The organism is Sphingobium sp. (assembly GCF_049304695.1).
Lineage (GTDB): Bacteria > Pseudomonadota > Alphaproteobacteria > Sphingomonadales > Sphingomonadaceae > Sphingobium.
The window spans coordinates 145020-158598 of the sequence record NZ_JBAQOK010000081.1; the positions used below are offsets into that span (position 1 = coordinate 145020).

General features: G+C 60.8%; 18 protein-coding genes and 1 tRNA gene. 16 read left to right on the top strand and 3 right to left on the bottom strand.

The features are described 5' to 3' along the window. The first annotated feature begins 304 nt into the window (after nt 1-304). From WA070_RS15500 to WA070_RS15515, 4 genes are read left to right on the top strand one after another with little or no spacing between them, the layout of a single operon-like run. Nucleotides 305-1732 carry an AAA family ATPase gene (locus WA070_RS15500; protein ID WP_422634816.1) on the top strand — a complete coding sequence of 476 codons (1428 nt, stop codon included), beginning with the start codon at nt 305-307 and terminating at the stop codon, nt 1730-1732. Beyond that, a complete protein-coding gene (locus WA070_RS15505; protein WP_422634817.1) occupies nt 1732-1890 on the top strand; it encodes a hypothetical protein in 159 nt (52 codons plus the stop codon). Before WA070_RS15500 ends, WA070_RS15505 begins: the two co-directional genes overlap by 1 nt. Further along, nucleotides 1883-2281, top strand: a complete 399-nt coding sequence (locus WA070_RS15510) for an HNH endonuclease (protein WP_422634818.1) — start codon at nt 1883-1885, stop codon at nt 2279-2281. Before WA070_RS15505 ends, WA070_RS15510 begins: the two co-directional genes overlap by 8 nt. Further along, nucleotides 2281-3942 (top strand): terminase large subunit, encoded by a 1662-nt coding sequence (locus WA070_RS15515; RefSeq protein WP_422634819.1) that lies wholly within the window; start codon nt 2281-2283, stop codon nt 3940-3942. The genes WA070_RS15510 and WA070_RS15515 overlap by 1 nt, the downstream gene beginning before the upstream one ends. On the opposite strand, the gene WA070_RS15520 is transcribed toward WA070_RS15515, so the two are convergent. Further along, entirely contained in the window at nt 3939-4145 is a 207-nt protein-coding gene (locus tag WA070_RS15520; protein WP_422634820.1) for a hypothetical protein, read from the bottom strand. The genes WA070_RS15515 and WA070_RS15520 overlap by 4 nt on opposite strands. Before the next feature lie 4 nt (nt 4146-4149). Beyond that, nucleotides 4150-4356 (bottom strand): hypothetical protein, encoded by a 207-nt coding sequence (locus WA070_RS15525; RefSeq protein WP_422634821.1) that lies wholly within the window; start codon nt 4354-4356, stop codon nt 4150-4152. 124 nt (nt 4357-4480) lie between these two features. Here WA070_RS15525 and WA070_RS15530 point away from each other — a divergent pair, with 124 nt between their 5' ends. The 9 genes from WA070_RS15530 (at nt 4481) to WA070_RS15570 (ending at nt 10507) form a co-directional block, all read left to right on the top strand. Beyond that, the gene (locus WA070_RS15530) at nt 4481-4825 is read left to right on the top strand and encodes a hypothetical protein (RefSeq protein ID WP_422634822.1); all 345 of its coding nucleotides are present in this window, start codon (nt 4481-4483) and stop codon (nt 4823-4825) included. Then, entirely contained in the window at nt 4822-5148 is a 327-nt protein-coding gene (locus tag WA070_RS15535; RefSeq protein WP_422634823.1) for a hypothetical protein, read from the top strand. Before WA070_RS15530 ends, WA070_RS15535 begins: the two co-directional genes overlap by 4 nt. 70 nt (nt 5149-5218) lie before the next feature. Further along, nucleotides 5219-5668, top strand: coding sequence for a hypothetical protein (locus tag WA070_RS15540; protein WP_422634824.1), 450 nt, complete (start codon nt 5219-5221; stop codon nt 5666-5668). A gap of 199 nt (nt 5669-5867) precedes the next feature. Further along, the gene (locus tag WA070_RS15545) at nt 5868-7085 is read left to right on the top strand and encodes a phage major capsid protein (protein ID WP_422634825.1); all 1218 of its coding nucleotides are present in this window, start codon (nt 5868-5870) and stop codon (nt 7083-7085) included. Continuing rightward, nucleotides 7085-7621 carry an HK97 family phage prohead protease gene (locus WA070_RS15550; RefSeq protein ID WP_422634826.1) on the top strand — a complete coding sequence of 179 codons (537 nt, stop codon included), beginning with the start codon at nt 7085-7087 and terminating at the stop codon, nt 7619-7621. Before WA070_RS15545 ends, WA070_RS15550 begins: the two co-directional genes overlap by 1 nt. After that, complete coding sequence (locus WA070_RS15555; protein ID WP_422634827.1) at nt 7618-8826, top strand: phage portal protein; 1209 nt, start codon at nt 7618-7620, stop codon at nt 8824-8826. Before WA070_RS15550 ends, WA070_RS15555 begins: the two co-directional genes overlap by 4 nt. Then, nucleotides 8819-9088 carry a head-tail connector protein gene (locus WA070_RS15560; protein WP_422634828.1) on the top strand — a complete coding sequence of 90 codons (270 nt, stop codon included), beginning with the start codon at nt 8819-8821 and terminating at the stop codon, nt 9086-9088. The genes WA070_RS15555 and WA070_RS15560 overlap by 8 nt, the downstream gene beginning before the upstream one ends. A gap of 88 nt (nt 9089-9176) precedes the next feature. Further along, nucleotides 9177-9365, top strand: a complete 189-nt coding sequence (locus WA070_RS15565; protein WP_422634829.1) for a hypothetical protein — start codon at nt 9177-9179, stop codon at nt 9363-9365. Next, nucleotides 9362-10507, top strand: coding sequence for a tyrosine-type recombinase/integrase (locus WA070_RS15570; RefSeq protein WP_422634830.1), 1146 nt, complete (start codon nt 9362-9364; stop codon nt 10505-10507). Before WA070_RS15565 ends, WA070_RS15570 begins: the two co-directional genes overlap by 4 nt. Nucleotides 10508-10539: 32 nt before the next feature. Here the strand turns inward: WA070_RS15570 and WA070_RS15575 are convergent. Next, nucleotides 10540-10613: transfer RNA gene (locus WA070_RS15575), tRNA-Cys, on the bottom strand. A gap of 204 nt (nt 10614-10817) precedes the next feature. Here WA070_RS15575 and WA070_RS15580 point away from each other — a divergent pair. The 3 genes from WA070_RS15580 to WA070_RS15590 are packed head-to-tail and all read left to right on the top strand — an operon-like array spanning nt 10818 to nt 13530. Beyond that, nucleotides 10818-11444 (top strand): protein-L-isoaspartate O-methyltransferase family protein, encoded by a 627-nt coding sequence (locus WA070_RS15580; protein WP_422634831.1) that lies wholly within the window; start codon nt 10818-10820, stop codon nt 11442-11444. Between the two features lie 10 nt (nt 11445-11454). Further along, nucleotides 11455-12960, top strand: coding sequence for a TolC family outer membrane protein (locus tag WA070_RS15585; protein ID WP_422634832.1), 1506 nt, complete (start codon nt 11455-11457; stop codon nt 12958-12960). Between the two features lie 45 nt (nt 12961-13005). Then, nucleotides 13006-13530, top strand: coding sequence for a DUF2497 domain-containing protein (locus WA070_RS15590; RefSeq protein ID WP_422634833.1), 525 nt, complete (start codon nt 13006-13008; stop codon nt 13528-13530). Nucleotides 13531-13579 lie beyond the last annotated feature (49 nt).

Genomic DNA, 13579 nt, shown 5'->3' on the forward strand with positions numbered 1-13579 from the left:
GTCCAACGTAAAGCTGGCCGAGCCGCCTGATGATCGCGCTTCCTGCCGCCGTTTTTTGCGGTTTTCCGGATACGTAAGCGACGCCTGAGCGGACAGCGTTCATGTGCTGGCCGCCCATAAACTACCGGAAATCAGGGATTTTCAACTGTTGGCAGACGTCGCCAGACAGGATTTTTGGAGGCCCGAGCCGGGTTTCATGAACCACGGTGTCCTGCGGCATGCGCCTGTCTAACCAATAAGGTTTCCCCCACGCAGTATCTAGGCGTTCGGTTATCAGTGTCTAACCGCGTGAAGGCAATTCACCGTGGATAGCGGCGAGCGCTGGAGTGGCGGCAACGTCACCATGCTTCACCCCGGCAACACCCCGCTGCCAATAACATCAACAGGCATTTGGGACGGCAAGACGGCGAACGCTCGCCTATGGGTCGTGGAGGAATGGATACCGCTTCGCCGGGCAACTTTGCTCACCGGCGAAGGTGGGTCGGGCAAATCCTTGGTGTCCCAACAAATCGCAACATGCGTGGCGCTGGGCTTGCCTTTCATGGGCCTGAAAACGAGGCAACTCAAAGCGCTCTATATCACTTGCGAGGACGATATTGGCGAACTGCAACGCCGCCAGGAAGGGATTTGCCGTGCAGTCGGCACGAGCATGGCAGAGCTGGATGGCAACCTGTTCTTCCTGTCGCGGTGCGGCGACCTGAACAACTCCCTACTGCATTTTCACAATGACGGTGTTGAGCAGTCGCAATTCTATCATGACATCGCAAACTTCGTGTGGACCAACCAGATCGGCTTTTTGGTGCTGGATAACATTGCGCACCTATTCGAGGGCAATGAGAATATTCGCAATCACGTTGCCATCTTCTGCAATGCGATGGAGGCGCTGGCGAAGGAGGCCGGTGCAACGGTCGTGTTCCTTGGCCATCCTGCCAAAGCTGCTGGATCGCAGTTTAGCGGTTCGACGGCTTGGGAAAATCAGGTTCGTTCGCGTCTCTATCTGTCGCGCCCCGATGGCAATGAAGGCGCATATGACGATGATGCGCGCGTCCTGACCAGAGCAAAGTCCAACTATGCCAAGACCGGTGACGCCATCAAATTCCGATGGAAGGATTGGGCCTTTGTGGAGGCGATCGACACTGGCGAAAGCTGGCACGAGCAAGTGGGCAACACCAGCAAGGCGACGGGCGAGAACAAGCTATTCCTTGCCTGCCTTGCCAAGGCCACTCAGGAACGCCGCGCCCTCAGCCACAGCCCCCACGCGGGCAATTATGCGCCCAAGGTCATGGAGGGGATGCCCAGCGCCAAGGGGCTGAAAAAGGAAGCCCTGCGGATGGCGATGGAGCGACTGCTCCACCTTGGCGAGATCATGGCCGATCAACCCCTTTGGGCGGGACAGTACCGCAAGTGGATGAAGGGTATCGCAGTGGCAAATCAGGACTGCGGGACGGTTGCGGGACGGTCCCGGAACCATCCCGCAAATGGGGGGCAACCCTTTGAAAACACTTGCGGGACGGTTGTGCGGGACGGTGTGCGGGAAGGTTCATCCATTTTGCGGGACGGTTCCAGCCAAGTGACTGATTTCATTAGCGGGACGGTTGCGGGAAGGTTGCGGGGTGGTTCTGGTGCTTCGGGTGGGCAGGGGAGCCCCCCTATAGGGGGGCTTCCCCAGCCCCCCATTCCCGAAGCGGGGGACATCATCTGGGACAGTGCCGATGACGAGGAAGGCCAGTGATGGGGAACACCACATCGGCACGGGTGCGGGCGCTGGCAAGGGAGGTAGGCAGGCTGCATCCCGACTGGCGCAACCCTGAACGCTATTTCGAACGACGGGACGAATTGAGGCGCGAGCTTCACCAACTGGCAAATGCGATGGAGCAACGGCATGGCTGACTGGCCCTACAACACCGCGACGTGGAAGCGTCTGCGCGAGGCTCACCTGTCGCTGCACCCGATGTGCGAAGGATGCGAGGCAATGGGGAGCATGGCGATGGCGAACACCGTGGATCATCGGGTGCCGATCAAAGCGGGCGGCGATCCCTTCCCCTCACATGATGGACTGGCGAGCTATTGCCCTAGCTGCCACAGCGCCAAGACAGCGCGCGGCATCGAGGCAGGCGCGGTGCGGACGAAGAAGCCCCGGCGTGGGTGCAACCCGGATGGGTCGCCACTCGACACGGCTCACCCGTGGCATGAAAAATCTCTCAGGGCTGAGCGGGTAGGACCGAGCCACGTCCTCTCTTTAGAGTTAGTTTCCAAACGGTTAGGCGAGGATTTCGGCTGATGGGAAGGCGCGGCCCCGGCGCATCGCGGATGAAGGCGGCGGCGGCGTCGGCGCCGGTGGGCCAGTCGGGCAGCTATGGGCTGTTTGCCGAGTGGGAACCGCCCAAGCCTGAGCCGCACCCGTGGGAGGACGCAGGATATTCTCGCGCCGAGCGGGTGATCGCCTTTGTCGAGTCGCTGCCTATCACCAAGGGCTTTGGCGCTGGCGAGCGGGTGCAACTCCTGCCGTTTCAAATCGACTGGATAGCTGCGATCTACGGCACAGATGCGGACGATCGCCGCCGTGTCCGCACGGGCCTGTTGAGCGTGGCGCGCGGACAGGGCAAGACGGTGCTGGCCGCGATGCTCTGCCTGGCGCACTTGGTAGGACTGGAGGAGGAACCGCGCGGCGAGTGCTACAGCGCCGCCGCCACGCGCGACCAGTCGGCGCTGATCTTTGCCGAGATGGAAGCCATCATCCTGCAAACCCCATGGATCGCCGCCCGCGTCAACGTGCAGCGGTTTCACAAGCAGATCGAGGACATGGCAACCGGATCAAAATTTCGTGCGCTGGCGAGCGATGGTGCGTCGGTCCACGGCCTCGCATCGTCCTTCGTCGTCTGCGATGAGCTGGCGCAGTGGAAGAAGCGTGAGCTGTTCGACGTGCTGCGGACCTCCATGGGCAAGCGCCGCGAGCCGTTGATGTTGGTCATCGGCACGCAAAGCCCGCACCCCGAAAACCTCATGTCGGAGCTGGTCGATTATACCGATCGGATCGCCAGTGGTGAGATTGACGATCCCAGCTTTCACGGCGTGGTCTATGCCGTGCCGGAGGATGCCGACCCATATGATCCTGAAAACTGGCGGCTCGCTAATCCAGCCATGGGCGTGTTCGTGTCCCAGGAGCAGCTTGCCGATGAGGCGGCGCGGGCGAAGCGGATGCCGACATTCGAACCGGCGTTCCTCAACCTCCATTGCAACATGCGCGTGGACGCGGAGCCGAAGGCGATCAACCCTGCTGAGTGGCAGGCGTGTGGCGGGGCCGTCGATCCCGACACGCTGCGCGGGCGTCCCTGTTTCGGCGGCCTCGACTTGTCCAGCGTGCGCGACCTGTCATCGCTGGTCCTGTATTTCCCGGAGGACGGCGGCGCGGTGCTGGCGTGGTTCTGGTGTCCCAAGGCGGGGCTGACGGCCAAAGAGGAACTGGATCGCGTGCCGTATCGCACATGGGCCAATCAGGGCCATATCGAGCCGACACCGGGCAGCGCGATCGACAAGGGTTTCATTGCTCAGCGCATGGCCCAGGTCGCCAGCATGTTCGATGTGAAGGGCATCGCCTTCGATCGCTACGGTTTTCAGGATTTGAAGAATATCCTCGATCGCGAGGGCGTCGATTTGCCGTTGACGGAATGGGGGCAGGGCTTCCTGTCCATGGGGCCAGCGGTTAATGCGTTCGAGGTAGCGCTGTTGGCGGGCGAGTTGCGCCACGGGATGCACCCGGTGCTGCGCTGGAACGCGGGTAATTTGATTTTCGACACCGACCCGGCAGGCAACCGGAAGCCGAATAAGAGCCGCTCAATCGACCGTATCGACGGGATGGCGGCTCTCATAATGGCTTGTGGACTTGCGGCTAAGGATGAAGGACCGGAAGTCTACAAGGGGGCTGGCCTGTCGTGGATTTAAGTCACTCCGAATGCACGCTTAAGGAACTCAGCAACGCCGTCGCCACCGGGTTCTTTGTGCATTTTGCCGATGAGATCAGCGACCATGTGTTGAATTTCACCTTCGCTAACCAGTCCTTTGGCAACAAGAAGAGTGAAAAGGTGCTGCTGCAACTTCACAGAAGCCATCGCAATATCACCTGCGGTCCAAGGATTTTCTGCCATTACGTCACTCTCCTTCAAGTAAAAATTGCTCAACTTCATCGAGAGACTTTGTGAATGGGGTTGTCTCTTGATGGCTGTCAAGGTCTCTGTGATTGACCAGCAGGCGATATTTCCCAAAGTCTTTTGCTTTAGGATCGCGTCGGCGTGATTTCTCTAACAGCCAACCTTGACGTTCGGCCATGCGCCGCAACTTGTTTTCCCGAACCTTCATCTGTTTGCCTATGCTGGAAGATGTGCTTGACGGTATGCCAGAAGGTATGCCAGAAGGCAAGCGGAACGGAGCTGCGCGCCAACGCTGCCCCGTTCCTGACCAACAACGTCCTACGGAGACGATCATGGCTTACACCCCTCTACGGGCGGACTCCGCTCACTGCAATGTCGTGCGGCTTTCGACCGCCGCCCGTCGCAAAATCAATAACCCTGTCCGCGCGGCCCGCGAATATCGCCGGTCACAGCCGGAGTTTCCGCGTTTTCCGATGACGCCAGCGCGATCGGACGCCAAAGCCATCACGGCGCAGAAATCCCCGGAGCTGCTTATTGCGCTCTGCATCCTTAAAGCCCTGCCGCCAGAACAGCGCCGCGCCGCCCAAGATGCCGTGCATTGGATGGCATTCCATGCCGACGATGACATCTCGCAGCTCGCGTCAATGCTCGTTTTCCGGATCGGAGGTGCAGCATGAGCTATCATTTCGCACTGCCCGTTCCTGTCTCCCGCTCTGCCGTCGAAAACCAGATCGAGGCACTGATTGCGGTGTTGGACGCTCTGGATGGCGACGCCGATGATACGGATTGTTCAGATGCAGAGGATGATTTTGCGGACTGGAGCTGGATGCCCGGCGTCGGTTGCCCCGTGGCCGATCCCGGCGGCGGCAATGTCGAAGACGAACGGCAAGCCGGTGAGGGGCAGGACTTCTACAGTCTTCTGCCCGAATATCGCATTGATCAATCATTGGGGCCGATCAACGAACACGCGGCTTTTCGCGCCCATCAGCGTGAAATCTAACGCTTTCGCCAACCTATTGACAATGACAATAGGTTGGCCTAGCTATTGCGTATTCCCATAGGAGTCTAGAATGGTTCTCCAGCTTACGACAATGGCTGCATGTCGCGTGGCTCGCCTCAACCGGCAGCGGTTCAACGAATATGTTGCGGGTGGCGATTATGCTTGCGCGCCCAAGACAATTCCTGGTCGATCTCGCCTGTTCGGCGAAGCCGATATGATCGCGCTTTGCATCTTCGCTCAAGAGATCGAAGATCAAATGACAAAGCCGTTCATGGCCGGTCTTAATGCGCATGCCGTTTTAGAGGCTTTGCGCCAGCATCCTGATGCTGACCAGCTAACCTTCGCACATATCTGGCAAGAGCCAATGCTGCGAGTGTTGGTAGATCAGCCTTTGAGGGCTGGGGAAAAAATCGCCGGTAAATCGGTGATGCGCTATTCTCTCTACGACATTGAGACGGTGCGAGCATTCGTGCGCAAAAGTGTCGAAGAAGAACGGTCGACCATCGGACAAGAAGACTGATGTTCGCAAGGCTCCCCTCCTTATGCGGCCGCAGCGGCGCGGCCAAAAGCGAAAAGCCCGATGCCCGGGGAGCGGCGCGCTTGCGCGCTACACGCATGGGTTCAATCGGACGCCGCCGCAACCAGTTCCCATCGTCGCGAGACAGACGGCAATCACAGTGCGGGGGGCTTCGGTCCCCCGCCAGTTTGAAGGACATGACATGAAATTGGGTGAACTCCTCGAAAAGCGGGCGGCGGCGTTCGCTCGTATGAAATCGGCGCAGGGTGAAGGCGGCGAAGCCTTCGACCAAGCCGAAACCGAAGTCCGCGACCTTGACGGCCAGATCAAGCGGTTGCGTTCGATTGACGACATGGAGCGCCGCGAAGCTGGCACTCCGCTGCATGGCGACCGCCAGCTTGATACCGAAATCCGTTCGCGTTTCAGCCTTGCCCGCGCCATCGCCGGTGCCGCTGGTCTGTCGGTCGATTGGGGTTTCGAGCGCGAAGTGCAGCAGGAATTGCAGCAGCGTTCGGGCCGTGCGCCCAAGGGCGTCCTGATCCCGACCGAGATTTTCGAACGCCGGGTGCTGACTTCGACCGGCGACGGTGGGGCGATTGTGCCGACCGACCATCGCCCCGAACTCTACATTTCCGCCCTGACCGCTGCCAGCGTCGTGCGCGGCCTTGGGGCTACCGTGCTGACCGGCCTCACTGGCAACCTCGACATTCCGCGCGAAGCTGCTTCGCCTGCCATTGGCTGGGTTGCGGAAAATGCCGCTCTGCCCACGGGCGATCCCGACTTCGATAGCGTCACGCTGTCGCCCAAACATGCCGGTGCCATTTCCGAATGGTCGCGCAACATGGTTATGCAGTCGTCGCCCCAGGTGGAGCAACTGCTCCGCAACATGCTGGCGCGTGACCTTGCGCTGGCGATCGACCGCGCCGCGATCAAGGGTGGTGGTGCCAATGAGCCTGTCGGCATCCTCTCCACCGCTGGCATCCAGACGGTGGCTTACGACGATGGCCCCTTTGGCCTAACGAACACGTCGGCGGATATGATTGCGAAGGCAGACATCGCTAATGTCGATGCGCGTCGGTCGTTCCTGACCACCAACGGGGTGAAGAAATCGGTACTGAAAACGAGGGACGCTGACGGTCTACCGATCCCCACTTCAACCATTTTCCACAATGAGCCGGTGACGTTCAGTAACCAGGTGCCGACCAACCTCAATCCGACCGCCAACAAGCATGGCTTGATCTATGGAGACTGGAGCGAGTTGCTCATCGGCATCTGGTCCGAACTCGACATTCTCGTAAACCCCTACGAGACCAACGCATACGCCAAGGGCAATATCAGCATCCGTGCCATGGCGACGGTCGATTGCGCTGTCCGTCACCCTGCCGCCTTCGTGTCGGCTACTGGCGTCGTGGTGGCATAATGACGGGGGCGGCAAGCATCGAGCGGCGGGCGTTCACCGAGCTTCGCGCAAGCGGGCGTCGGCTCGAAGGCTATGCCGCCACCTTCGGCAGCGAGGCGCGTATCGGCTCGATCGTGGAGACGATCGAGCGGGGCGCGTTTCGCACGTCATTGGGGGAGGATATTCTTGCCCTCATGGACCATGACCCGGCCCGCGTGCTGGGTCGCACCCGTTCCGGCACCCTGCGGCTCAGTGAGGACACGCGCGGCCTGTCCTTCTCGCTCGACCTGCCCGATACGCAGCCGGGGCGCGATGTGCTGGAGCTGGCGCAGCGCAATGATCTTGGCGGCATGTCGTTTGGCTTCATCGTTCCCAAGGGCGGAGATAGCTGGAACGGCGAGCGTCGATCCCTCCGAACGGTAACGCTGCGAGAAATTTCCGTTGTGTCGTCGTTCCCGGCCTATCCCGATACCAGCCTTGCCTTGCGCTCCAGGCCGTTCCCAGCGGTGAATGAGGCGCGCCGTCGCAGGCTCATCATTGCGGAGTTGGGCGTATGAGCATCATGAACCGCATGGCTTCCCTGTTCGGCTATGAAAAGCGCGCAGATGATCCGTCTTGGGCTGCGCTTGCGCCCAATATCGGCGCATCGTCTGCCATGTCGGTGCGGGCTGCGGAAAACCTCTCCACAGTGCTGGCGTGCTCGACTGTCATTGCCAACTCGCTGGGCTGCATCCCGGCGCTTGTCTATCGTCGGGAAGGTGAAAACCGTGTTGAGGCTGCCAATCACCCGTTGCTGCGCCTGACGCGCCTTGGCGTGACAGACGAAATGACATGGCCGGACTTTGTGGAGCATCTTGTCGCGTCGGCGCTGCTGACTGGTAATGGGCTTGCCGAGATCCTGCGTAACGCGAATGGCAGCTTGTCAGGGCTGCGCTTCATCCCGTGGAGCTGGGTGACGGTAGCGCAGCTTGCATCGGGCAGGCTGGCCTATGACGTGTCGGACGGACGCGGCAAGAGCTGGCGGTTGCTGAGTGGCGAGGTCATCCATCTTCGCGACCGCACCGATGATGGCAGGATAGGGCGTTCGCGCCTGAGCCGCGCCGCTGACGCGGTGGCGGCGGTTTCGGTGAGCAACGCCTTTGCGCGCACGTTCCTTGATCGAGGAGCGTCTCCCAGCGGCGTGATTGAGGTTCCAGGGACGTTGACGCAACCCCTGCGCGACTCGATGCGCCAGCAAATGAAGGACCGGCATAGCGGCGCGGCCAACGCCGGTTCGACGTTAATCCTTGATGGTGGGATGCAGTGGAAGGCATCGCAGATCAGCCCGGAGGATGCGGAGCTGCTGGAAACGCGGAAATTCGGCGTCGAGGAAATCTGTCGGCTGTTCCAGGTGCCGCCGCCGCTGGTGCAGGATTACAGCCATAACACCTTTACCAACTCCGAAACTGCTGGCCGGTGGTTCGCTATGTTCACGCTGGCCCCGTGGGCGCGGAAGATCGAGGCCGAGTTTGCGCGCAGCGTGTTCCCCAGTGGCGGTCCTTTCGAACTGGAGCTGGACCTGTCCGGCTTCCTGCGTGGCGATCCCGCAACCCGTTGGCAGGCCCATGCCGTCGCCCTCCAACACAAGGTTCTGGATACCAACGAAGTGCGCCAAATTGAGGGCTGGAACCCGCGCAAGCAAGAGCCCGCGCCCGATCCTGCGCCAATCGCCGCGCCGCAGCCGTCCCTGCCTGAGCCGATGCAGGAGGCTGAAAATGCCTGACATCGTAGCTTTGGATGAAACTAAGCTGTTTTTGCGGGTGGATCATGACGAGGAAGATACGATCATCGCCACCATGATTGCGGCGGCAACCGACGCTGTTCGGGACGTTGCCGAATCATGGATTGGCACGGGCGACGCGCCGGCACGCCTTAAAATGGCCGTTCTGACCCGCGTGGCGATCATGTTCGACGATCGGGCGAGTGTTGCGCCAAGCGCGGGCGAGGATCGCCTGTTGCTTCCCCTGCGAACGCTGGAGCTATGACAATGCTCCCCGATACCATGTATCGCCAGGAAGTCCTCGAGATCGGCCGCTGCGATGACATAGGGCTGCATACCAAGGTCTATGGCGTGTGACCGCGCGCCGCGCGATCTTTAAGCAGGCAGATGCCACACGCGCCTTGCGTGCGGCCAAAGCTGCAGGCTTCCGGCCTACAGGCTACAAGATAGACCCGACAGGCGCGATCGTCGTGATGCTTGCGGATGGAGCGAGCGCGAAGTCGGCCAGCGCCAACCCTTGGGATGAGGAGCTATTGCGATGAGCAATCGCCGTTTGCGATCCAATCGGTTCCTGCCGGAATATGTATCACGGTTCAAAGACCGGCATGGCAAGGAGCGCCTGCGCTTTCGTCGCAAGGGCTATCCATCGCAATATTTCACAGCGGCACTAGGGACTGAGGGTTTCCGAGAGGAATACCATCGCTTCAATAGTTCCGACGCGATAGCGCAGGCGATAGAGGACGCGCATTTGGCGCGGACGATACCTGGCAGCATCGGTGATTTGCTGCGTCGTTATTTGTCGGTCCCTGAGAGGTTAGGGCCGAGCGAGGTAACGCAAACTAAAGTGCGACATATCCTCGAACGCTTTGCCGAGGGGCGCGAAGATCGGCCCGTCAAGGGCGTAGGCTTCGAGCATATCGACGCGATCATTGCCAAAGCGCGTATCAAGTCGGTCGATGCCAAGGGCAGAAAGGTGGGCGGCCATGAAGCTGCACGCAAACTGCGTAAGGAGCTGCGCCGGTTCTTCGCGTTCTCACGCAAGTTGGGCTGGATCACTGCAAACCCGGTGGATGATTCGCAACCCATAAAGGTTGCGCCCAATGAGCGATCGACCGGCTTCTACACATGGACCGAAGATGACATCGCGGCTTATCGAGCGCACTGGCCGCTAGGCACAAAGCAACGCCTCTGCATGGAGTTGATGCTGTGGACAGACCAGCGCAAGGTTGATGCAATTCATCTTGGCCGCCAGCACATTCGCAATGGCAAGTTTGCTATCCGTCAAACCAAGACGGGTAAATTGCTCACTCTGCCGATCGCCCCGCCTCTTGCTGCTGCTATAGCGGCGATGCCCGCTTCGAACGCTTTTTGCTTCATCGTCACGGAGTGGGGCAAGCCGTTCTCCGTAAAGGGATTCGGCGGGTGGTTCCGCCAACAGTGCGACGCGGCAGGTTTGCCGAAATGCACCGCCCATGGCCTGCGCAAAGCGACCATGCGGCGCATGGCCGAGCTGGAAATGCCGAACAAGACGATGAAGTCTGTAAGCGGCCATACCAAGGATGATGAAGTCGCTCGCTATACCGAAGCGGCCAATCAGGAGCGCCTAGCGGACAGTGCAATTCGGCAATTGGTAGAGTGGGAAAAGTCTAACCCGTTGCCGGGGTTAGACGCCAATTCAGCGTAAGGGATTGAAAATGGGAGATTTTCCCAAAGTGTTGGAGGCCCGAGCCGGAATCGAACCGGCGTGCGAGGATTTGCAGTCCTCTACGTCACCACTCCGCCATCGGGCCATCCATGCGGTGGACGCCGCAAATGTGCGGGTTCGGCGGCAAAGTCAAGCGGCAGTACACGGCTCCATCGCAAGAATCTGTCATCATATCATGCAAAGCCGCTTGGCGTGGGCCGTGCGCTGATTTAGAGGTTCGGCTATTCCCTTGCTGTATTGCATTACCAATACAGTTGTGCCAAGTCCCGACGACGAGCGAGGAACTATCGTGACCGAGCAGAATTTTTCATCGATGCGGGCCGCCATGGTCGAAAGCCAGTTGCGCACCAGCGACGTTAGCGATCCACGCGCCATCGCTGCTATGTCGCGTGTCCCGCGTGAGGACTTCGTGCCTGCTCAACGCCGCGCGATGACCTATATCGATCGCCCCATTCCGCTCAGCAGCACCCGCGCGCTCAATCCCCCGCTGGTCACTGGCCGCCTGTTGAGCGAAGCGCAGGTCGCGCCGGGAGACAAGGTGCTGCTGATCGGCGCGGCGACCGGCTACAGCGCCGCGCTGTTGATCGACATGGGCGCGGATGTGACGGCGATCGATGAAGTGGACGGGCCGCATGCGGCTGCGACGTCTGTGATACGCGGTCCGCTGGCGGTCGGGCATTCCGACGGCGCGCCCTACGACCTGCTGTTCATCGATGGCGCAGTGGAGGAAGTTCCTGCCGCGCTCGTTCAGCAGATTGTCGATGGTGGCCGGGTCGTAACGGGCATCGTCGAACGGGGCGTGACGCGACTGTGCAGCGGTCGCGTGGTCGATGGCGTGCTGGGCCTGTCCAGCCTCATCGATATGGAAATGGTAGTGCTGCCCGGATTTTCCGCACCGGAACAATTCGTATTTTGAGACGGGGTTCATGACAGCAAAGCGACTTTTCCTTCGGCGGTCCGCCGCAACAGCCTTGCTGTCGGTATCCACCTGTCTTGCGATGCCAGCTTTTGCCGAAACGCTGCAAGGCGCGCTGGCCAAGGCTTATGCTTCCAACCCGACGCTGACTGGCGCGCGGGCGGGGCAGCGCGCGACGGATGAAAACGTCGCCATTCAAAAGGCGGGCGGTCGTCCGGCACTGGACGTGCAGGGAAGCTATACCGAAAGCATCCTCAAGCCCACGATCAGCTTCACCTCTCCGCAGCGCACGCTGAATGCGCAGACGCAACTGACTGTACCCATCTATCAGGGCGGGGCGGTGCGTAACGGCGTCAAAGCCGCAAGGACCCGCGTTGAGGCGGGGCAGGCGCAGTTGCGCGGCACGGAGATGAGCATCTTCTCGCAAACGGTTGCGGCCTACATGGACGTGATCCGCGATTCCGCGATCGTATCGTTGAATCAGGCCAATGTGCGGGTGCTGGAGGTTAATCTTCAGGCGACGAACGACCGGTTCGAGGTCGGCGACCTGACCCGCACCGACGTGGCCCAGTCGCAATCGCGCCTCGCCCTTGCGCGGTCGGACCTGCAGACGTCGCAGGCAAATCTCATCACCAGCCGGGAAAATTATATCGCGCTGGTCGGGGAGGCGCCCGACAATCTGCAAGCACCGCCGCAACTGCCGGGTCTGCCTGCCGAGCCGGAGTCTGCCGTTCAGGTCGCGCTGCGCGACAATCCCGACATCCTCGCGGCGAACAAGATTCGTGAAGCCAGAGCCTATGAGGTCAGGACGGCGAAGGCGTCGGTTCGGCCGACCCTGTCCGCCTTCACCTCGGCGGGCTACACCAACTATCTTCACTCGCTCAACGGTTCGGCGCAGGACGCGAACGGCAACGTCGTGGAGGGGCCGCAGATCAACAAGCAGGCAGCGGCCGGCGTGCAACTGAACATCCCGCTCTATCAGGGCGGGCGTCCAGCAGCGCAGGTGCGTCAGAGTCAGGCGCTCGAATCGCAGTCGATCGAACAGGCGATCGAGACGGAACGCAGTGTCATCGCGCAGACACGCGCATCCTACGCCAGCTGGCAGGCGTCGCTGGAAACCATCAAGTCCAGCGAAAATGCGGTCTCCGCTTCATCCCTGTCGCTGGAAGGCGTCCGGGCGGAAAATTCCGTTGGCAGCCGCACGATCCTGGACATTCTGGACGCCGAACAGGAAGCCTTGCGGGCGCGGGTGCAACTCGTCTCTGCGCAGCGCAACGCTTATGTCGCGGGCTTTTCCCTGCTGGCTTCCATGGGCCATGCCGAAGCGGACGATCTTGGCCTGAATGGCGGCACGCTCTACGACCCGATGGTCAATTATAAGCGGGTGAAGGGCAAATGGTTCGATTGGGACTTCGACCGCGCGCCAAAGCCGGTCGCCACGCGCACCGTTGACACTCTGCCACAAAACGCCAATGTGAGTCCTGAAATGGCACAGCCGCAGATAACAAAGCCCTGATCGGCGGTGTTGGCGGCACGGACCGGCGCGACAAGCAGGGGACATATGGGCGATATGAGCAAGGAACCGTCGATGGAGGAGATACTCTCGTCCATCAAGCGGATCATCGCCGAAGAGGGTGAGGAAGCCGTTCAGGCGGGGCCGCGTCGCGGTCGCGCCGACGCTGCGCCCAAAGCTACGATCGAACCGAGCACTGCGGCTGCGCCCTCCGGCTTTGTGCCCCTCGTTACGCCGGGGGTTGATGAAGTGCTGGAACTGACCGACGAAGCGGAGGTTGAGGACGCCATGCCTGCTGCCAAGCCCACGCCGGAAAAAGGCGCGCCTGCCGCTCCCGCTGAAACGGCGGAGGGTGAAACCATCCTGTCGGTGGAAAGCGAAGTCGCCGCCCGCCATTCGCTGTCGGCGCTGTCATCCATGCTGGTCACGCCGAGCGCGGGCGGGGACAATACGCTCGACGGACTGGTCCGCTCGATGCTCAAGCCCATGCTCAAGGAATGGCTGGACGCGCGCCTGCCAGCGCTGGTCGAAGATATGGTGGCAAAGGAAATCGCGCGCATTACCGCGCGCTGACGGTCCGATCGCGCCTTCACCCTGCGCTCGATACTTGCGCCACCGTATG